The organism is Streptomyces sp. BF23-19, from assembly GCF_041106355.1.
Taxonomy (GTDB): domain Bacteria; phylum Actinomycetota; class Actinomycetes; order Streptomycetales; family Streptomycetaceae; genus Streptomyces; species Streptomyces virginiae_A.
The window spans coordinates 31,168-49,109 of record NZ_JBGBPT010000071.1 but is presented as its reverse complement, the minus strand read 5'-3'; the positions used below and the strand labels follow the sequence as shown (position 1 = coordinate 49,109).

Genomic DNA, 17,942 nt, shown 5'->3' with positions numbered 1-17,942 from the left:
ACCCTCGGGTGGCCCGCCGGTCCCGTTCAGGAGCCCCCGCATGTCCCGAGCCGCCCTCCGCGCCACCGCGCTGCTCGTCCCGCTCGCCCTCACCGCCCTGACCGGCTGTGGCGGCGCCCCCGCCGCGAGCCCGGCGTCGGCCCCGACCCCGCACATCGGCCCAGCCTCCGCCGCCCCGGCCGACACCCCGACCGCGGCCGCGATGCCCGCCTCCGAGCCCGTACGCGTCCGGATCCCCTCGGCCGGGGTGGACACCTCCCCGGTACTGGGCCTCGGGTTGGCCGCCGACGGCACCGTCGAGGTGCCCTCGGTGGCCGACGCCGACCGGATCGGCTGGTACACCAAGGGCGTCACGCCCGGCCAGACCGGTCCCGCCGTGCTGATCGGCCACTTCGACACCGCCCGCGGCCCAGCCGTGCTCAAGGACGTCTCACGCGTCCGCACCGGCGACGAGATCACCGTCTCCCGGGCCGACGGCACCACCGCCGCCTTCCGCGTCCGCGAGCTGGAGCAGGTCGACAAGAAGCACTTCCCGACGGCCAAGGTGTACGGCGACACCACCCGCCCCGAGCTGCGCGTCATCACCTGCGGCGGCGCGATCACCGACGGCCACCGCCCCGACAACATCATCCTGTACGCCGATCTCGTGGGCTGATACACCCGGGCGGCGCAGTGGGGCAGAATCGACCCCATGAGCAGCCAGCAGCCGACCGACGAGCCGGTGTACGCAGAACGGGTCTACCGATCCTCCATGGGCTTCGTCTCGGGGGTACTGCTGCTCGCGCTGACCGTCTGGCTGTGCGGCGACGCCGTGCTCCGCGGCTCCGGCAGCACCCCGTGGATCGGCCTGGCGGTGGCGCTGTGCGTCGTACCGCTGATCGTCGCGTTCACCCTCCGCCCGGCCGTCTTCGCCAATGAGGACCGGATGCGCGTGCGGAACCCGTTCCGGATCATCGAGCTGCCCTGGGCGACCGTGGACGCGGTGCGCGCCGGCTACTCGGCCGAGGTACTGGCCGAGGGTTCGAAGTACCAGCTCTGGTCCGTGCCGGTCTCGCTGCGGGAACGCAAGAAGGTCAACCGGCAGCAGATGCGCCGCAACGCGATCGACCGTCGTGACCCGGGCAGCTCGGGCGACCCCACCGCGCGGGGCCGTGCCTCCGCCTCGGCCGCCGCCACCGAACCGATGCGGGCCAACGCCGACCGGATCGTCGACGAGCTGCAGGGACTGGCCGAACTGAACGCCGCGCGGCCGGGCGCGCAGGGCAGTGTGCGCGTGCGCTGGTCGTACGAGATCATCGCGCCCGCCCTGATCGGTGCGCTGCTCCTGATCGTCCTCATCGCCACGCGCTGACCGGCCAGGACACCGGATCCACACCTTCTCGGGTGCTCCCCGCCACACCCCCCTCCTGGCCGGAACCAGGGCTACCGGGTGACGCGTCCTCGCAGGTGTGCAGCGTCATGAGGCCGGCGAAAACGCCGCCACCGCGATCCACCTCCGTCTGCGACTCCTGGCCGGGGTCCTGCTCGCCGCCCATTTCGTGGTCGTCGGCTGGCTGACTCTGCGGCCGCTGGACGTGCCCTGGACCGCGGCGGCCAATCTGAGCCCGCTGGAGGGGATCGCGGCGGACCTGGCCCTCGGTCCCCTGGAGGCCGCCCGGCAGATCGGTGAGGGGCTCGCGCTGCTGGCCCCGCTCGGGGTGCTGGTGCCGTTGATCAGCGGACGGCTCGCACCGTCGGCCCTGTCGGCGTGGTCCTCGCTGGCCCGGACCGCGGCCGCGGGCGCGCTGGTCTCGGTGTGCATCGAGATGCTGCAGACCGCGGTGCCGGGGCAGGTCGTGGACGTGGACTCGGTGCTGCTGAACACCGTCGGTGTGGTGCTCGCGCACGTGGCCGTCGTACCGGCGCTGCGGGCCCGGCTGAGGCGCTCACACACCGTTTATCAGGGGGATACCCCGAAGATTTCCAGGGTCGGGCTCGGCCGCTGGACCGACGTTCTGTCGGCGGTCCAGCGGGAGTATTGAGCCATCGCAGAAAGCGATAACGACGAAGGAGAATCTCATGAGCGCCCTGGTCCGCCCCCGTGACGGCCGCTGGATCGGCGGAGTCTGCGCCGGACTGGCGCGGCGTTTCGGAATTTCGACGAACGCGATGCGCGCCATTTTCGTCGTCTCGTGCCTGCTGCCGGGCCCGCAGTTCCTGATCTACATAGCGCTGTGGGTGCTGCTGCCGAACGAGAAGTCCGCTTCGGCCGCCTGGTAGTCCGGCGGCCGGCGCGTCCTCGGGCCGGCCGGCCTACCGGGCCTTCTGGATCTTCTCCAGCTGCTTGTCGGCCACGTCCTGCGGCACCTGCGCCTTCTGCTGGGCCGCCCCCGCCACGTTGAGGGCCGTCAGTCGCACGACGGTGTCGCCCTCGCGTACGACGACCAGATGGACCTGCGCCGAGACCCCCTCGGCGGCCGCGGTCATGGTCCAGCTGACGCTCTCGTCGCCGCCGGTGCGGTAGGCGGCGGGGCGGATCTCGCGATAGGCGCCGGTCTGCTTCTCGACCTTGGCGGCGAAGCCCGTACCGCAGGCGGCGACGGCGGACTTGAGCCGGGAGATCAGCGCCTTCGCGTCGCTCTCGGAGTAGGAGCTGACGGAGGCGGAGACGGCCAGCCCGAGCTGCTTCTGGGAGCCGATGCCGCGGCTGAGGGTCTCGCGGGCGGACGGGTCCGGCTTGTCGCCCATGATGTCGGCCAGCGGCTGGCAGGCCTTCTTGTCGGCCTGCGGCTGGCCGTCCGGGGCATTGGGGTTCTTGCCCTGGGCGGAGACCTGGTAGCCGGGCAGGTCACCCTGTGCCAGCGCGGACCGCTCAAGCCTGCTGCCACCGGTCTTCGGCGCCGCCGATCCGGCTGCCGCGGCGGACGGCGCCGGGGCACCGGGCGCTGCGGAGGCGCTGCCGGCGGAGCCCTTGGGATCGGGGGCCTTGCCCGTCGCGGGGGTGTTCGTACTGCTGCACCCCACCGCGGCGAACAGCAGGGCGGGGACCAGCGCGACCATCGTCGCTCGTGCCTTCATGCGCATGACCGAGAACCTCATACCCAAGACGTCGGCGGGCAGTTGGTGGCGATCGTGGCACACGGCGCGGCGGGATACATACCTGGTCGAAAGGGCATGCGTCCGCCGCACACGTGTACGCGTCGCAGTGGCGGCAGACTCAGCTACCGAGGCCGTTCAGGCTGTTGGTGAGCGGGTTCAGCACCCCGGTGATCTGAGAGGTGGGGTCGCTCGACTGCTGAGCCTCGCCGCCCACCTTCTGCTGGCTGGTCGCACCCTGGAGCATGCCGGTGGCGGAGCCCAGCGCGTCGGTGAGGCCGATCGCCGGGACGGCGGCGGAGGCGGTACCGGCGGCGACCGCGGCGAAGGCGGCACCGAGAACGACGGTACCGAGGGTCTTGGCAGCTGACTTCTTCATGAAAAGTTGTCCTTGCGACGGGGAATTGAGCGGCTCCGCAAACTAGTCACTTCAAACCCTCGCCCGCAAACATCCTTAAATACGAGAAAGCGCCCGGGAATTATCCCTCCCGGGCGCTTCCGTTCTGTCATGTCGTGGCCTAGGCCGATACAGAACCGCTGGTGGAGACGGTCTGCTGGAACAGCCACTCCGACTTCAGCTCCGCGTAACCGGGCTTGATCACTTCATTGATCATGGCCAGTCGTTCATCGAAAGGAATGAACGCGGACTTCATCGCATTGACGGTGAACCACTGCATGTCGTCGAGGGTGTAGCCGAAGGTGTCGACCAGGTGCTCGAACTCGCGGCTCATGCTGGTGCCGCTCATCAGGCGGTTGTCCGTGTTGACCGTGAGCCTGAAGTGCAGCTTGCGCAGCAGACCGATCGGGTGCTCGGCGTACGAGGCGGCCGCGGCGGTCTGAAGGTTCGAGGTCGGGCACATCTCCAGGGGGATGCGCTTGTCCCGGACGTACGAGGCCAGGCGGCCCAGGGTCACGGAACCGTCCTCGGCGACCTCGATGTCGTCGATGATCTTCACGCCGTGACCGAGGCGGTCGGCGCCGCACCACTGCAGGGCCTGCCAGATCGACGGCAGGCCGAAGGCCTCACCCGCGTGGATGGTGAAGTGGTTGTTCTCGCGCTTGAGGTACTCGAAGGCGTCGAGGTGACGGGTGGGAGGGAACCCGGCCTCGGCGCCGGCGATGTCGAAGCCGACCACGCCGTTGTCGCGGTAGCGGTTCGCCAGCTCGGCGATCTCCAGCGCGCGGGCGGCGTGGCGCATCGCGGTCAGCAGGGCGCCGACGCGGATGCGGTGGCCGTTGGCCTTCGCGCGACGCTCGCCCTCGCGGAAGCCGTCGTTCACGGCTTCGACGACCTCTTCGAGGGAGAGGCCGGCTTCCAGGTGCTGCTCGGGCGCGTAGCGGATCTCGGCGTACACGACGCCGTCCTCGGCCAGGTCCTCGGCGCACTCGGCGGCGACCCGGAAGAGGGCGGCCTTCGTCTGCATGACCGCGCAGGTGTGCGCGAAGGTCTCCAGGTAGCGCGGCAGGGAACCGGAGTCGGCGGCCTCACGGAACCAGATGCCGAGCTTGTCGGCGTCGGTCTCGGGGAGGTTCTCGTAGCCGACCTCGCGGGCCAGCTCGATGATGGTCCCGGGGCGCAGTCCACCGTCGAGGTGATCGTGCAGCAGCACCTTCGGGGAACGACGGATCTGATCCGGGGTCGGCAGGTTGGGGGTCTCGCTCGTCATCTGCGCACTCTACTCCTACGCGCGTAGAGCGGAATGTCCCCGGCGGGCGTCGATATGTAACAGAGACCGCGCGGACGGATGGCGTACACCTGAAGGTCTGAGACTGTTCCGCCATGGCACAGCATGCGCCGCCGGCGCGCGGAGTCCGTCTGGGGCGGGCGGCCGGCGCGAGAACCGGCTCGGGTTCGACGGAAAGCACGGTCAACGGGGTGGTGCTCCTGCTCCCCGGGGCCTCCCGATTCTCCCCGGGTCCCATGCGTCCGCTCGCACGGGCGCTGGCCCGCGCGGGCGGGGCGGAGGGGCTCGTCACGCACATGGTCCTCCACGGCGGGGACTCCGCCCGGGAGGAGCAGGCGGGGTGGGCCGCGGACGAGGCGGTGCGGCGGTACGGGGACGTGCCGGTGTGCCTGGCCGGCTACGACGCGGGAGGACTGGCCGCGCTGCGGGCGGCGGGCCACGAGGCCGTCAACTCGGTCGTGGTGATCGCCCCTTGTTTAACGGAGGCGGGCCGGGCCGACTCCCCTGAACCGGTGAAACAGCTTTCAGGACGGCAGGTGTTGATCGTCCACGGCACCAACGACGCGCGCAGCGACCCGGAGGCCTCCTTCCGGCTGGCGACGCGCGCGAAGAAGGCGAACCGGTCGACGTGCCGCTTCGAGGTCCATTCGGACGGGCACGGACTGCGCGAGCACCAGCCGGAAGTGGTGGCACTGGCCGTGGACTTCATCCTGGGCGCGGTCTTCTCGGGGCGGTACTCGCGGCCGGTGACGGACGCCCTGGCCGCGCCGCCGCCCCTGGGCCTGCGGATGCCGCTGGCCTCGGGCTTCGGGAAGTCGCTGAGGAGGTGATCCGGACGGGGTGATCCGCGCGGGGTGATCCGCGCGGGGTGTTCCCCGCGGGGGTGATCCACGGGCGCGGCCCGGCGCGCGTACCGTGGGAACTGGACTCGGGGTGTGCTGCCAGACTCCCGGAGGCGACCGGCCATGGGCGGATTGGTCCACAGGAACTTCGACAAGCCCGACGAGACGCGGCCCTTCGAGGCCGGCACGGGCAGGCTGGACCTGTTCAACACCGAGGGCGGGGCGGTGGGGCGTGCGGTCTTCGAGCCGGGCTGGCGCTGGTCGCTGCACATCAAGCCGCTGGCCGGCACGGACAGCTGCCGCTCGGCCCACACCGGGTACATCGTGAGCGGCCGGATGAAGATCGTCATGGACGACGGGGAGAGCGGCGACCTCGGCCCGGGCGACTTCATCCAGATCGCCCCCGGGCACGACGCCTGGGTCCTGGGCGACGAGCCGTGCGTCGCGCTGGACTGGACCGGCTACAGCGACTACGCGAAGCCGGCCGGCGACTGACGGCCGATGACCGACGGCCGAGAGGCCCGCACGGGCTCTTCGGGGTCGCGCCAGTCCGTCCGTACCCGCCGCTCCGCCCCCTCACGGTCGGATGGCACCGAACGGCTCTGGCGCGACCACCACGGCCGGCCGCGGGCCGAGCTGGACACTGGCCCCCGTTCTCGCCTGGGCGTCCGCTGCAGCACACCGCGCTTCCCCCTCGTGCCGTGCTGCCACTGTGCCGCCTCGGCGGATGTCGAGGGCGGCCGTCCAGGCGTCGCTTTGCCGCCTTGCGGAAATACGAGGGGTTTACAAACAGGCACAACCCGGGACGCATACCCATATGCCTCCCGAGGAATCCGGGCCGGCCGGAGCTGACGGGGAGCTGAGCCCCGCGGCCCGGCGCCTGTACGCGTACGCCGTCGAGCGGCACGCCTTCGACCTGTGCGAGGCCACCGGGGCGCTGGGCGTCCGCGCGGCCGCCGCGATCACCGAGCTGGCCGCCGCGCACCTGCTCCAGCGGGCCCCGGGCGACGACCCGGACCGATGGAGCGCGGTGGCCCCCCGGGCCGCGGCGGCCCGGGCCCTCGCCCCGCTGGCGCTGCTCGTGCGGGAGACCCACGACGAGATGGACCGGCTGCGCGGGCGGCTGGAGGCGCTGGTGCCCGCGTACGAGGCGGGGACCGCGCACCGGGACATCAGCGGGTCGGGCCGGCTGGAGCTGGTCACCGACCTCGGGGCGGTGCGGGGGCTGATCGCGGAGCTGGTCGCGACGTGCGAGCGGGAGCTGCTGACCTCCCAGCCGGGCGGGGGTCGCCCGCTGGAGACGCTGGAGGAGTCGATCGGGCGGGACGAGTCCCTGCTGACGCGCGGGGTCCGGATGCGCACGATCTACCAGCACACGGCACGCTACTCACGGCCCACGGCGGCGTACGTCGAGCGGGTGACGGCCCTGGGCGCCCAGGTACGGACCCTGGGCGACGGGCTGATGCGGATGCTGATCTTCGATGAACACACGGGCCTGATGGCGGTGCCGGACCGCAGCGGGGCGGCGCTGGTGGTGCGGGAGCCGAGCGTCGTGCACTTCATGACGACGACCTTCGAGCGCTCCTGGGTGGGCGCGGAGCCGTTCCCGACCTCGGTGGGCCCGGAGGCGGCCCGGTCGATCTCGGACGAACTGCGGCAGACGATCGTCCGGCTGCTGTCGGAGGGACTGGAGGACAAGGTGATCGCCCGCCGCCTGGGCATGTCGGAGCGGACCTGCCAGCGCCACATCGCCGAGATCATGCGCGCGGTGGGCGCCAAGTCCCGTTTCCAGGCGGGCTACTTGCTCTCGGTGGCGGCCCCCACCCCGCCCGACCGGCCGGAAGAGACGACCTAGATCTGCTGTCCGGGCCGGTCGAAGTAGCCGCGCAGCCGGGGGCTGCGGGCGGCGGGCAGCCGGGCCAGGGTGCGGACGAAGGCCTGTCCGTCGGGCCACAGCGGCCACGGGTTCGGCGGCTCCGGATAGTCGTCGCGCAGGACGCCCTCCGGCAGGCGGCCGGTCGCCGGCACCGGTGAGGTCTCCCCGGCGCGGGGGAGGGCGAGGTACGCCCAGACCCCGCTGTCCAGCGGTACGACCGCGGCGGTGCCGGTCGCCGGTCGCCACGGCTCACCGGTCAGCGGATGCCGCGGGACGAGCAGGATGTCGGCGGCGGGCCGGGACAGGCCGGTCCCCGGCCCGGCGAAGGCCGCGGACCTGGCCGGGAGCCCGGGGGACGGGAAGCGGGCGACGGAGGGGCCGAACACCTCCTCGGTGAGCCCGCCGGGCAGCGTCACGGGTCCGCCGTCGCAGGCCGCCACCAGGTGGGCGAGGGCCACCCCGACCGCCGCCGCCCAGCGTCGGCTCCACGATCCGTCGAGCTCGAAGGGGGGTACGGCGTACGACTCACACAGCAGGTCGTCCCAGTCGGGCGGCGGCGCGGCGGGGAGGTCGCCGGGGCGGCGCTCCACCGCGTCGGGCTCCAGCCACACCGCCTGCCAGAGGCCGCAGTCGTCCATCCGGGTCGCCACCGGGCGTCCGCACCCCGTACATGCCAGATTGGGGCCGTCGCGGCCGTCCACGCCCATGCAGTAGCCCTCGCACTTGTCGAGGATCAGGGCCATGCCCCGGGCGTCGCCCGGTGCCATGACGATCCTGCCGCGGGCCCCGAAGGACACCGAGTACTCCGGCGCGTACACGCCCTGGGCGGCCGCCTCCGCCTCCTCCACCTCGTCCCACAACCGCCAGGGCGGCCCCCAGGGTTCGGGGTCGACGGCGTACGTCGTCGGCTCCATCAGCGGCGGGTGCAGTTGTTCCCAGGCTCCGAAGTAGGTGTGGACGGGAAGGGCGACCCGGGAGACCGGCACCGTCAGCTCCGTACCGCACCCGGCACACGTGAACACGTCCAAACAAGCTCCTCCTCGGCCCCGACGACTCCGGAATTGTCCTCGCCGTGCCGGGGCCGGTCCACCGCTTTTCGGCGCGGGGTCCCGATCACCCGACGGACGGGTCCAGTTCGGGGATCAGGCGGCCGCGGCGGGAGAGGAGGAAGCGCTTGAACTCCGCCACCGGTGGGGTGTCGGGGTGGCCGTCGAGCCAGGCCAGGCCGATCTCGCGGACGGCGCGCGGGGCGGTGACCGTCAGCTCGACCACGCCGGGGCGGGGCACGGCCGGGGGCGGCAGGAGGGCCACGCCCAGGCCGGCGGCGACCAGGCCGCGCAGGGTCTCGGCCTCCTCGCCCTCGAAGGCGACCTTCGGGGTGAACCCGGCCTCCGCGCACAGGTCGTCGGTGATGCGGCGCATGCCGTAGCCGGGCTCCAGGGTGACGAAGGTTTCCTCGGCGGCCTCGGCGAGCCGGATGCGCTTGCGGCTCGCGAGCCGGTGGTCGTCCGGGACCACCAGCCGTAGCCGCTGTTCGTCGAGGCGGCGCGCGACCAGGTCGGGGGCGTCCGGCACGGGGGAGGTCAGGCACAGGTCGAGTTCGCCGGCCCGGAGCTTCTCCAGCATGGCCTCGCCGTAGTTCTGGACGAGGGAGAAGCGGATGCGCGGATGGTCGGCGCGGAAGGCGCGGATCAGGCCGGGTACGGTCTCGGACCCCAGGGTGTGCAGGAAGCCGAAGGCCACCTTGCCGGCCGCCGGATCGGCGTCCTGCTGCACGGATTCGGCGGCGCGGTCGATCTCCGTCAGGGCCTGCTCGGCCGAGGCCAGGAAGGTGCGGCCGGCCGTGGTGAGGGCGACCGTACGGCCCTTGCGGGCGAACAGCGTGACGCCGAGGTCCTGTTCGAGCCGGACCATGGCGCGGGACAGGGTGGACTGCGGGACGCCCAGCTCGTGGGCGGCGCGGGTGACGTGCTCGTGGCGGGCCACGGCGACGAAATACGCCAGCCTCGGCGCCAGCAGAGTTGTCACTGCCATGTCTTCTACGTAACGGTTCATCGACATCCACGCTTCTGAGCTGGGTTGATGCATCAGTGGATCGATTATCGCGATTCTGTGCATTGGACGCATGAAAATGACAGGCCTACCGTCGAAGCATGCCTCCCGTTCATACCGGGGCACCCGTCATCCCGGGTGCCTCCACCTCGTCGTCCCCCGCACCGAAGCCCCTCTCCCCCGGCCGCCCCGGTTACCGCCGGATGAGCCTCGCGCTCTTCGCCGCCGGACTCGCGACGTTCGCCCTCCTCTACTCCACCCAGGCGCTGTTGCCCGCGATCTCCACCGGCTTCGGGGTGACGGCGGGCCAGGCCAGCTGGACGGTGTCCGCGGCCACCGGCGCGCTCGCGCTGTTCGTCCTCCCGCTGAGCGCGCTGTCCGAGCGGTTCGGCCGCACCCGGATGATGACGTACTCGATGGTGATCGCCGTCGCCGTCGCCCTGCTGGTGCCGTTCGCGCCGAACGTGGAGTGGCTGGTGGTGCTGCGCGCCGTCCAGGGCGCGGCGATCGCCGGGATCCCGGCCTCCGCGATGGCGTACCTGGCGGAGGAGGTCGAGCCGAAGGCACTGGTGGCCGCGATCGGTTTGTTCGTGGCGGGGAACTCCATCGGCGGCATGAGCGGTCGACTCGTCACCGGCTGGGCCGCGCAACTGTGGGGCTGGCGGGCGGGCCTGCTGGCCGTCGCCCTGATGGCGGTGGCGTGCGCCGTGGCCTTCCTGGTGCTGTTGCCCCGGGCGCTGTTCTTCCGCCCGGCGTCGCTGAACCCGCGCGCGGTGGGCCGTACCGTCGCCGGTCACCTGCGCGATCCGCTGCTGCTGCGCCTGTACGGGATCGGCGCCCTGTTCATGACGGTCTTCGGCGCGGTCTACACCGTGATCGGCTACCGCCTGGTGGACGAGCCGTTCTCGCTCGGGCAGGGCGTGGTCGGGTCGATCTTCCTGATCTACCTGGTCGGTACGGTCTCCTCGGCCGCCGCGGGCAAGCTGGTGGCCCGTACCGGGCGGCGCGGCGCGCTGTACCTGGCCGTGACGACCACGGCGCTCGGGCTGCTGCTGTCGCTGTCCGACTCGCTGGCGGCGATCGTGCTCGGGCTGGTGCTCATCACGGCGGGCTTCTTCGCGGGGCACGCGGTGGCCTCGGCCGCGGTGAGCCGGACGGCGAAGACCGGCCGGGCGCAGGCCTCCGCGCTCTACCAGTCGGCGTACTACCTCGGCTCCAGCGCGGGCGGCACCCTGGGCGCCCTCGCCTACCACGGGGCCGGTTGGGCGGCCACGGTCGGCATCGCGCTGCTGGCGGTGCTCGGCGTCGTGTCGATCACTCTGTACGGGTCGCACGCGGCGCGTGCCGAGCGGCGGATGCCGGCGTCGGCCGTGGGCGCGCGCTGACGAAATCTACGCACCCGACGCGGCAACCCCTGCTTGTTTTCCGGGCATTCAACACGGAGGACGATGCGCTGCGAGCAGGGGAGGACCGGATGGGGACGGGAACGGGGACGGACACGGGGGCACGAGCGTCACGCGGGCGCGTGGGGCGACGGGCGGCGGTGCTGGTCGGGGCGGTCGCGCTGGCGCTGCCGGTGGTGGTCACGGGAGGCGGGGCGGCGCAGGCCGCCGCCTCCTGCAACCTCACCACCGGGCCGTACCAGCGGCAGGTCGAGCAGTTCCTCGGGCGGCCGGTGGACGGGAAGCAGTCGGCGGCCGACTGCACGGCGATCCGCTCCTTCCAGGCGAGCCACGGGATCACCCCGACGCAGGGCTACGCCGGGCCGCTGACCTGGCAGACGATGAGCACGATGCTGGCCCAGCGGGCGGCCGGGACCACCCCGAACAAGGCGGGCGCCTGCCCGGTGGACCGGGGACGGATCGCCTGCGTCGACCTGACGCGGCAGCTCAGCTGGATCCAGGACGGCGCCACCTTGAAGTACGGGCCCGTCCCGGTCCGTACCGGCAAGGACGGCACGGAGACCCGGACCGGCCTGAAGAAGATCTACTACCGCAACATCGACCACTGGTCGACGCTGTACAACGTCTCGATGCCGTACGCGCAGTTCTTCGACGGCGGCATCGCCTTCCACTCGACCACCAAGAGCATGTGGAACCCGCCCGGTTCGGGCGGCTGCGTGAACATGCGCTCGGCCGACGCCAAGGCGTACTGGAACCTGCTGGGGCAGGGCGAGGACGTCTACGTGTACGGGCGCAAGCCCGGGACCTAGGAGCCGGGCGCGGCGGATTCGGCGGGCGCGGGTGCGGCGGCCGCGGGTGCGGCGTCCCCTCGGTCCAACCGGCGCAGGGCGGAGCGGCGTTGGACGAGGGACAGGCCCGCCACCCCGGCCCCGAGGGCGAGCCAGCCGACCGGGCCGGCCGCCATCACCGCGCCGGTGAGCAGCAGCGGGCCCGCGGACTTCTGGACGGACTGGGCCATGCCGGCCACCCCGAGGTAGGAGGCGCGCGCCCGCTGCGGCGCGAGGGAGACCGCGAGCTCCCAGGAGCTCACCGAGCGCATCAGCTCCGCCGCGGTGGCCAGCACGGCCGCGGCGAGCAGGGTCAGCGAGGCGGCCCAGGCCCCGCCCGCGGGGGCGACGGCCAGGAAGACGCAGCAGGCGAGCGTCGTCAGGCCGTACCAGGCGACGGCCCCCGCCGCCTGGCGGGGGCCGTCGACCCGTGCCGACACCCGTAGCTGCAGGACGACGACGAGCACGGTGTTGATGACCAGGAAGGCCGGGATCAGTGCGTGCGGGGCCGCGGTGTGGCCGACCAGCCACAGCGGCACCCCGACGCCGAGGATCGAGTCGTCCAGGTTCATCGGGATGTCCAGCAGGACGAACCGCAGGTAGCCGCGGTCCCGCCAGGGGCCGGCCCCGGCCGCCGGGGCGTCTTCCTGCGCCCCGGGCGGTGCGACCACGAGCCCGGCGCCGCGCGGCTCCCGGGTGCGCCACACCAGGGCCGCGGCCACGAGGAAGGACAGCGCGTTCGCCAGGATCAGCACCTGGTAGGCGCCGCGGGTGCCGACGGCGAGACCGATGGCGGCGAGGCCCGCGCCGAGGGCGTAGCCGGCGTTGGCCGAACTGCGCGAAAGCGCCTGGTAGGTGGAGCGCCGCTCGCCCGCGACCCGGGTGGCGAAGAGCATCTCCAGCGTCTTGGCCGCCCGGTCTCCCAGGTGGGTGACGGCGAACAGGAGCAGCAGCAGGCCGAAGTCGGTGACCACCAGCAGCACGCTGAGGGCCACGAGGCGGATCAGGTGGCAGCCGATCAGCAGGGTGCGGACCTGGAAGCGGTCGGCGAGATGGCCGGCCAGCGGAGATCCGGCGATGCCCGCCACCCCGGCCGCGCCCAGAAGCAGGCCCAGCTGCCCGGCGTCGAGGCCGACGACGAAGGTGAAGTAGAGGACGGAGGACGCGGCCCACACGCCGGTGCCCGCCCGGTCCAGCGCCTGGGTGAGCAGCATGATCCGCGCGTCACGGCCGCCGGGTGGCCGGCGCAGTTGCGCCAGTAGACCGCCGTCCCCCCGCCGTGCCTTCCGGATCTCCCCGCCGCGCCGCATCCCAGTCCCCCGTATCGACCGCGCCCACCGCCCATGTATCTCGATGTCGAGATACATGACGGAAGCCTGCCCGAAATCAATCTTGACGTCAAGAAACTTGATGACGACATATGTGGGCTCCGATGGGCGCGTCCCCCGCTTCCGGCTGCCGTTGTCAGACCCCTCCGGTAGGTTCCGAAGTAGCGGAACGACCAGGGGGACGGACGGACATGAGCGATCTCGCCACCACCGAAATGGACCTCGACACGGCCATGGACCGGTACCGGGTCGAGCTCACCGGCTACTGCTACCGGATGCTCGGCTCGTCCTTCGACGCCGAGGACGCGGTGCAGGACACGTACGTCCGCGCCTGGCGCAGCTACGAGAAGTTCGAGGGCCGCTCCTCGCTGCGATCGTGGCTGTACCGGATCGCCACCAACGTCTGCCTGGACCTGCTGAACGCGGGGAAAAAGCGGGCCCGTCCGATGGACCTGACCGCCCCGCAGCACCAGGCCTCCGCCGTGCTCAACGAGCGCCCCGAGGTGACCTGGCTGGAGCCGGTCCCGGACGGCCGGGTGCTGCCGCAGACCGCCGACCCGGCGGAGATGGCGCTGGCGAAGGAGTCCGTCCGGCTGGCCTTCGTCGCGGCGCTCCAGCACCTGCCGGCGAAGCAGCGGGCGGTGCTCATCCTGCGCGAGGTGCTGGCCTGGAAGGCCGACGAGGTGGCCCAACTCCTGGAGACCACGACGGCCTCGGTGAACAGCGCCCTCCAGCGGGCGCGGGCCACCCTCGCCGGGCAGTCGCTGCGCGACAGCGACCCCGCGGATCCGCTCGACGCGGACCAGGCGAAGCTGCTGGAGCAGTACCTCTCCGCCTTCGAGGCCTACGACATCTCGCGGCTCACCACCCTCCTCCACGAGGACGCGGTGCTCTCGATGCCGCCGTTCGACCTGTGGCTCCGGGGCCAGGAGGACATCGCGGCCTGGCACCTGAACCAGGGCATCGGCTGCAAGGGCTCCCGGCTGATCCCGACGACGGCGAACGGCCTGCCCGCCTTCGGCCAGTACCGGCCGCGCGAGGACGGTCGACCGGGCCACACCCCGTGGGCGCTCCAGGTGCTGGAGATCTCAGACGGCCGGATCGTCGGGCTCAACGCCTTCCTGGACACCGCGCGGTGGTTCCCGCTGTTCGGCCTCCCCGAGGAGCTCGACGAGGCCTACGAGGTCCAGTAGGGCCCGCAGCGCGGGCGCGGCCCCGGTCACCCGCAGCGGCCGCCCCCGGGCGGCCAGCCGCAGCCGGGCCAGCACCTGGACGTCGGCGAGCCCGGGCGCGGTCACCGCGGCGGCGTCGCAGACCACCGCCCGCGCCCCGCCGTCGTAGAGCCGGGCCAGCCGGGCGCACAGCAGCGCGGCGTCCTGCGGGGCGGCCGGTCCGGGACCGGGCAGCACGAGTCGATGGATCTCCACGAGAGGGTGACTCCCCCACCCCCGGGAAGTCATCGGCGGCGACGCACAATGGCGCGATGAAGCCTGCCTACTGGGATCCGGTGCCCTACGTCCGTCGGCTCGTCACGCCCGCGACCAGCCGCTTCCCGGTGTTCTCGGGAGTCTGGGCCGAGCGGAACCGGCGCAACGTCCCCGGCCCGTTCTACGGGGCGAACACCGACTGCATGGAGCTGGGCCGGTGGGAGGCTCCGCGGCACATCGCCTACGACGGCGACCACGAGTTCGTCTACCGGCAGCCGGTCGACGCCTTCGAGGCCGAAGCCCTGCTGAGCGCCGCCCAGGTCGAGCTGTACTCCGGCTACGGCTGGGACGGCGACGACCACTGGACCGTCGAGGCGGTCCGCGACTGGTGGCGGGACCGCGGGCAGGTCCGTGAGTGGGCCGTGGACGCCGCCGCAGAACGGGACGCCGGGGATCCCGAATACCGGGTGCACCACCAGGACGCCGCCCGGGGCCTGCGCGACTTCGTCACGTACATCGACGACGGCCTGGAGGCGTACCTGCGCGGCTACCTGTTCTGGCTGGAGCAGCGCCGCGAACCGCGACCGGACGAGGCCCTGCCGCGGCTCTGAGGTCAGGGGCGGCGGAAGCCGAAGGTCACATGCCGAACGGGACCGGCGGGGGTCCACCGGTCCCGTTCACCCGAAGGGAAAGCCGCAGGTCAGGCGATGCGGTCCAGGACGATCGGCGTGGCGGAGAAGGCCGTGCCCGCCGGGGCGATGTCGTACGTGCCCGCCAGGGAGGCGAGGGCGTAGTCGAACTTCTCCGGGGTGTCCGTGTGCAGGGTCATCAGCGGCTGGCCCGCCGTCACCGTGTCGCCCGGCTTCGCGTGGAGCTCGACGCCCGCGCCCGCCTGCACCGGGTCCTCCTTGCGCGCGCGGCCGGCGCCCAGGCGCCAGGCGGCGACGCCGACCCCGTACGCGTCCAGGCGGGTCAGGACGCCCGACTCGGGGGCGGTGACCACGTGCTGCTCGCGGGCGACCGGGAGGGTCGCGTCCGGGTCGCCGCCCTGGGCCGCGATCATCCGGCGCCAGTGGTCCATCGCGGAGCCGTCGGCCAGCGCCTTGGCCGGGTCGGCGTCCTTGATGCCCGCCGCGTCCAGCATCTCCTTGGCCAGCGCGATGGTCAGCTCGACCACGTCGGCGGGGCCGCCACCGGCGAGCACCTCCACCGACTCGCGGACCTCCAGCGCGTTTCCGGCGGTCAGGCCCAGCGGGGTGGACATGTCCGTCAGGAGCGCGACGGTCTTGACGCCCGAGTCGGTGCCGAGGCCCACCATGGTGCGCGCCAGCTCGCGGGCGTCCTCGATGTTCTTCATGAAGGCGCCGGAGCCGACCTTGACGTCCAGGACGAGCGAGCCGGTGCCCTCGGCGATCTTCTTCGACATGATCGAGGAGGCGATCAGCGGGATGGCCTCGACCGTGCCGGTGACGTCGCGCAGCGCGTAGAGCTTCTTGTCCGCCGGGGCCAGGCCGTCGCCCGCCGCGCAGATGACCGCGCCGGTGGTGTCCAGGACGTGCAGCATCTCCTCGTTGGAGAGCAGCGCGCGCCAGCCGGGGATGGACTCCAGCTTGTCGAGGGTGCCACCGGTGTGGCCGAGGCCGCGGCCGGACAGCTGGGGCACGGCCGCGCCGCACGCGGCGACGAGCGGGGCGAGCGGGAGGGTGATCTTGTCACCGACGCCGCCGGTGGAGTGCTTGTCGGCGGTCGGGCGGGAGAGGGAGTCGAAGTTCATGCGCTCGCCGGAGGCGATCATCGCCGCGGTCCAACGGGCGATCTCGGTCCGGTTCATGCCGTTGAGCAGGATGGCCATCGCCAGCGCCGACATCTGCTCGTCGGCCACGACACCGCGGGTGTACGCGTCGATGACCCAGTCGATCTGCTCGGGGCTCAGCTCACCGCGGTCCCGCTTGGTCCGGATGACGGAGATGACGTCCATGAGGTGCTTCCTTCTACGCGCATAGAGAGGGGGAGATAAGGGGTTCAGGAACGGAAGACGAGGGGCCTCCGGCCCCGCAGGGGCGGAGGGCCGTCGGCACGGCTATCTCAGGTGGTCGGGCCCGAAGGCCTGCGGCAGCATCGCCGCCAGCGGGAGGACCCCGTCCGGGGTCTCCACCAGCAGCTCGTCGCCGCCGAATTCGTACAGCAGCTGGCGGCAGCGCCCGCACGGGACGAGGATCTCGCCCTTGCCGTCCACGCACGTGAAGTGCGTGAGGCGGCCTCCGCCGGTGGCGTGGAGGGAGGAGACCAGTCCGCACTCGGCGCACAGGCCCAGCCCGTAGCTGGCGTTCTCCACGTTGCAGCCGGTCACGACGCGGCCGTCGTCCACCAGGGCGGCGACCCCGACCGGGAAGCCCGAGTACGGGGCGTACGCCCGGGTCATCGCTTCCCGGGCGGACGTCCGCAGGGCTTCCCAGTCCACCGTCCGGTCCGAGGTCACTTGCCCTGACCCTTGCGGTACGGCATGCCGTCCGCCTTGGGCATCCGCAGGCGCTGCGCCGACAGGGCGAGCACGAGCAGCGTGGTCAGGTACGGAGCGGCGTCCACGAACTGGCTCGGCACCGAGTCGGTCGTCGCGTACCAGAGGAACAGCAGCGCGGCGAAGACCGCCGCGACGCCGGCCTGGATGTACTTCTTCTTGTAGAGCTGCCAGACGCAGACGAGCACCAGCAGGATCGCGATCAGCAGCAGCATCGCGTGGACGTTCTCGGCGCCACCGCGCAGCTTGAGGCTGTCGATGAAGCCGAACAGGCCCGCGCCCATCGCCATGCCGCCCGGCATCCAGTTACCGAAGATCATCGCGGCGAGACCGATGTAGCCGCGGCCGCCGGTCTGGCCCTCCTGGTAGATGGGGCTGGCGACCTCGGACAGGTACACGCCGCCGAGGCCCGCGAGGGCGCCCGAGACGATCACGGCGATGTACTTGTACTTGTAGACGTTGACGCCGAGCGACTCGGCGGCGATCGGGTTCTCACCGCAGGAACGCAGGCGCAGGCCGAAGGAGGTGCGCCACAGCACCCACCAGGTGGCGGGGATCAGCAGCAGGGCCACGATGGTCAGCAGCGAGATCTCGGTGACCAGACCGCCGATGACGCCGGCGAGGTCCGAGACGAAGAACCAGTGCTTGCCCTGGAGGTCGGCCATCCAGTCGGAGAGCCCTGGAACGGTGACCTTGTAGATCGGCTCGACCTGCGGGGACTGCTTGGAGGAGCCGCCCGGGGCCTCGGCGAAGGTGAAGTTCGACAGGTACTGGGTGAAGCCCAGCGCCAGGATGTTGATGGCCACACCGGAGACGATGTGGTTGACGTTGAAGGTCACCGTGATGATCGCGTGCAGGAGGCCGCCGGCGGCGCCGCCGGGCCCTGGGAGCGGGCGCGCAGCGCGGCCT

21 protein-coding genes are annotated in these 17,942 nt (G+C 72.1%); 11 read left to right on the top strand and 10 right to left on the bottom strand.

Going from position 1 to position 17,942, the window contains the following annotated elements:
• Window positions 1-40 precede the first annotated feature (40 nt).
• From AB8A24_RS31895 to AB8A24_RS31880, 4 genes are all read left to right on the top strand, one after another.
• Window positions 41-655, top strand: coding sequence for a class F sortase (locus AB8A24_RS31895; RefSeq protein WP_369478254.1), 615 nt, complete (start codon window positions 41-43; stop codon window positions 653-655).
• A 36-nt stretch (window positions 656-691) separates the two neighbouring features.
• A complete protein-coding gene (locus tag AB8A24_RS31890) occupies window positions 692-1,351 on the top strand; it encodes a PH domain-containing protein (RefSeq protein ID WP_369478253.1) in 660 nt (219 codons plus the stop codon).
• A gap of 97 nt (window positions 1,352-1,448) precedes the next feature.
• Window positions 1,449-2,021 carry a VanZ family protein gene (locus AB8A24_RS31885; RefSeq protein WP_369478252.1) on the top strand — a complete coding sequence of 191 codons (573 nt, stop codon included), beginning with the start codon at window positions 1,449-1,451 and terminating at the stop codon, window positions 2,019-2,021.
• A 37-nt stretch (window positions 2,022-2,058) separates the two neighbouring features.
• A complete protein-coding gene (locus tag AB8A24_RS31880; RefSeq protein ID WP_030012491.1) occupies window positions 2,059-2,259 on the top strand; it encodes a PspC domain-containing protein in 201 nt (66 codons plus the stop codon).
• A gap of 33 nt (window positions 2,260-2,292) precedes the next feature.
• Here the strand turns inward: AB8A24_RS31880 and AB8A24_RS31875 are convergent, their stop codons facing one another.
• The 3 genes from AB8A24_RS31875 to AB8A24_RS31865 all read right to left on the bottom strand — a co-directional run bounded on the left by AB8A24_RS31875 (window position 2,293) and on the right by AB8A24_RS31865 (window position 4,742).
• A complete protein-coding gene (locus AB8A24_RS31875) occupies window positions 2,293-3,063 on the bottom strand; it encodes a hypothetical protein (RefSeq protein WP_369478251.1) in 771 nt (256 codons plus the stop codon).
• A gap of 133 nt (window positions 3,064-3,196) precedes the next feature.
• Window positions 3,197-3,454, bottom strand: coding sequence for a hypothetical protein (locus AB8A24_RS31870; RefSeq protein ID WP_266380884.1), 258 nt, complete (start codon window positions 3,452-3,454; stop codon window positions 3,197-3,199).
• Window positions 3,455-3,593: 139 nt separating this feature from the next.
• Window positions 3,594-4,742, bottom strand: coding sequence for an adenosine deaminase (locus AB8A24_RS31865; protein ID WP_328961961.1), 1,149 nt, complete (start codon window positions 4,740-4,742; stop codon window positions 3,594-3,596).
• 113 nt (window positions 4,743-4,855) lie between these two features.
• Here AB8A24_RS31865 and AB8A24_RS31860 point away from each other — a divergent pair, with 113 nt between their 5' ends.
• The 3 genes from AB8A24_RS31860 to AB8A24_RS31850 all read left to right on the top strand — a co-directional run bounded on the left by AB8A24_RS31860 (window position 4,856) and on the right by AB8A24_RS31850 (window position 7,457).
• Window positions 4,856-5,590 carry an alpha/beta hydrolase gene (locus AB8A24_RS31860; protein WP_328961962.1) on the top strand — a complete coding sequence of 245 codons (735 nt, stop codon included), beginning with the start codon at window positions 4,856-4,858 and terminating at the stop codon, window positions 5,588-5,590.
• A gap of 135 nt (window positions 5,591-5,725) precedes the next feature.
• On the top strand, window positions 5,726-6,097 hold the full coding sequence (locus tag AB8A24_RS31855; RefSeq protein ID WP_266380892.1) for a cupin domain-containing protein: 372 nt from the start codon (window positions 5,726-5,728) through the stop codon (window positions 6,095-6,097).
• A gap of 322 nt (window positions 6,098-6,419) precedes the next feature.
• Window positions 6,420-7,457, top strand: coding sequence for a helix-turn-helix transcriptional regulator (locus AB8A24_RS31850; protein ID WP_328961963.1), 1,038 nt, complete (start codon window positions 6,420-6,422; stop codon window positions 7,455-7,457).
• On the opposite strand, the gene AB8A24_RS31845 is transcribed toward AB8A24_RS31850, so the two are convergent.
• Window positions 7,454-8,506 (bottom strand): hypothetical protein, encoded by a 1,053-nt coding sequence (locus AB8A24_RS31845; RefSeq protein WP_369478250.1) that lies wholly within the window; start codon window positions 8,504-8,506, stop codon window positions 7,454-7,456. The two genes, AB8A24_RS31850 and AB8A24_RS31845, sit on opposite strands and share 4 nt — an antisense overlap.
• An 85-nt stretch (window positions 8,507-8,591) precedes the next feature.
• On the bottom strand, window positions 8,592-9,569 hold the full coding sequence (locus tag AB8A24_RS31840; protein ID WP_328965878.1) for a LysR family transcriptional regulator: 978 nt from the start codon (window positions 9,567-9,569) through the stop codon (window positions 8,592-8,594).
• Window positions 9,570-9,631: 62 nt separating this feature from the next.
• Between AB8A24_RS31840 and AB8A24_RS31835 the strand changes: the two genes are divergently transcribed.
• Both AB8A24_RS31835 and AB8A24_RS31830 read left to right on the top strand, forming a co-directional pair.
• A complete protein-coding gene (locus AB8A24_RS31835) occupies window positions 9,632-10,915 on the top strand; it encodes an MFS transporter (protein WP_369478249.1) in 1,284 nt (427 codons plus the stop codon).
• 89 nt (window positions 10,916-11,004) lie between these two features.
• On the top strand, window positions 11,005-11,742 hold the full coding sequence (locus tag AB8A24_RS31830; protein WP_328961966.1) for a L,D-transpeptidase family protein: 738 nt from the start codon (window positions 11,005-11,007) through the stop codon (window positions 11,740-11,742).
• On the opposite strand, the gene AB8A24_RS31825 is transcribed toward AB8A24_RS31830, so the two are convergent.
• Complete coding sequence (locus AB8A24_RS31825; RefSeq protein WP_369478248.1) at window positions 11,739-12,974, bottom strand: MFS transporter; 1,236 nt, start codon at window positions 12,972-12,974, stop codon at window positions 11,739-11,741. The two genes, AB8A24_RS31830 and AB8A24_RS31825, sit on opposite strands and share 4 nt — an antisense overlap.
• A gap of 305 nt (window positions 12,975-13,279) precedes the next feature.
• Here AB8A24_RS31825 and AB8A24_RS31820 point away from each other — a divergent pair, with 305 nt between their 5' ends.
• Window positions 13,280-14,281, top strand: a complete 1,002-nt coding sequence (locus AB8A24_RS31820; protein WP_369478247.1) for a sigma-70 family RNA polymerase sigma factor — start codon at window positions 13,280-13,282, stop codon at window positions 14,279-14,281.
• On the opposite strand, the gene AB8A24_RS31815 is transcribed toward AB8A24_RS31820, so the two are convergent.
• Complete coding sequence (locus AB8A24_RS31815) at window positions 14,177-14,515, bottom strand: STAS domain-containing protein (RefSeq protein WP_266380910.1); 339 nt, start codon at window positions 14,513-14,515, stop codon at window positions 14,177-14,179. The genes AB8A24_RS31820 and AB8A24_RS31815 overlap by 105 nt on opposite strands.
• A 56-nt stretch (window positions 14,516-14,571) precedes the next feature.
• On the opposite strand from AB8A24_RS31815, the gene AB8A24_RS31810 reads away from it, so the two are divergent.
• Complete coding sequence (locus tag AB8A24_RS31810; RefSeq protein WP_369478246.1) at window positions 14,572-15,126, top strand: ferredoxin; 555 nt, start codon at window positions 14,572-14,574, stop codon at window positions 15,124-15,126.
• Window positions 15,127-15,215: 89 nt separating this feature from the next.
• Here AB8A24_RS31810 and AB8A24_RS31805 read toward each other — a convergent pair whose 3' ends face one another.
• The 3 genes from AB8A24_RS31805 to AB8A24_RS31795 form a co-directional block, all read right to left on the bottom strand.
• A complete protein-coding gene (locus tag AB8A24_RS31805) occupies window positions 15,216-16,493 on the bottom strand; it encodes a thymidine phosphorylase (protein ID WP_109784041.1) in 1,278 nt (425 codons plus the stop codon).
• A gap of 102 nt (window positions 16,494-16,595) precedes the next feature.
• Window positions 16,596-16,994, bottom strand: coding sequence for a cytidine deaminase (locus AB8A24_RS31800; RefSeq protein WP_030712516.1), 399 nt, complete (start codon window positions 16,992-16,994; stop codon window positions 16,596-16,598).
• Window positions 16,991-17,942, bottom strand: a 952-nt coding sequence (locus AB8A24_RS31795) for an ABC transporter permease (RefSeq protein ID WP_369478245.1), incomplete at its 5' end; no start/stop codon positions are given. The genes AB8A24_RS31795 and AB8A24_RS31800, both read right to left, overlap by 4 nt.

Bases quoted from the DNA above. Each gene is read 5' to 3' on its own strand.
- AB8A24_RS31810 (WP_369478246.1), top strand. From the start codon at position 14,572: ATGAAGCCTGCCTACTGGGATCCGGTGCCCTACGTCCGTCGGCTCGTC.
- AB8A24_RS31870 (WP_266380884.1), bottom strand. From the start codon at position 3,454: ATGAAGAAGTCAGCTGCCAAGACCCTCGGTACCGTCGTTCTCGGTGCC.
- AB8A24_RS31860 (WP_328961962.1), top strand. From the start codon at position 4,856: ATGGCACAGCATGCGCCGCCGGCGCGCGGAGTCCGTCTGGGGCGGGCG.
- AB8A24_RS31865 (WP_328961961.1), bottom strand. From the start codon at position 4,742: ATGACGAGCGAGACCCCCAACCTGCCGACCCCGGATCAGATCCGTCGT.
- AB8A24_RS31875 (WP_369478251.1), bottom strand. From the start codon at position 3,063: ATGCGCATGAAGGCACGAGCGACGATGGTCGCGCTGGTCCCCGCCCTG.
- AB8A24_RS31880 (WP_030012491.1), top strand. From the start codon at position 2,059: ATGAGCGCCCTGGTCCGCCCCCGTGACGGCCGCTGGATCGGCGGAGTC.
- AB8A24_RS31825 (WP_369478248.1), bottom strand. From the start codon at position 12,974: ATGCTGCTCACCCAGGCGCTGGACCGGGCGGGCACCGGCGTGTGGGCC.
- AB8A24_RS31895 (WP_369478254.1), top strand. From the start codon at position 41: ATGTCCCGAGCCGCCCTCCGCGCCACCGCGCTGCTCGTCCCGCTCGCC.
- AB8A24_RS31835 (WP_369478249.1), top strand. From the start codon at position 9,632: ATGCCTCCCGTTCATACCGGGGCACCCGTCATCCCGGGTGCCTCCACC.
- AB8A24_RS31850 (WP_328961963.1), top strand. From the start codon at position 6,420: ATGCCTCCCGAGGAATCCGGGCCGGCCGGAGCTGACGGGGAGCTGAGC.
- AB8A24_RS31855 (WP_266380892.1), top strand. From the start codon at position 5,726: ATGGGCGGATTGGTCCACAGGAACTTCGACAAGCCCGACGAGACGCGG.
- AB8A24_RS31890 (WP_369478253.1), top strand. From the start codon at position 692: ATGAGCAGCCAGCAGCCGACCGACGAGCCGGTGTACGCAGAACGGGTC.
- AB8A24_RS31820 (WP_369478247.1), top strand. From the start codon at position 13,280: ATGAGCGATCTCGCCACCACCGAAATGGACCTCGACACGGCCATGGAC.
- AB8A24_RS31805 (WP_109784041.1), bottom strand. From the start codon at position 16,493: ATGGACGTCATCTCCGTCATCCGGACCAAGCGGGACCGCGGTGAGCTG.
- AB8A24_RS31830 (WP_328961966.1), top strand. From the start codon at position 11,005: ATGGGGACGGGAACGGGGACGGACACGGGGGCACGAGCGTCACGCGGG.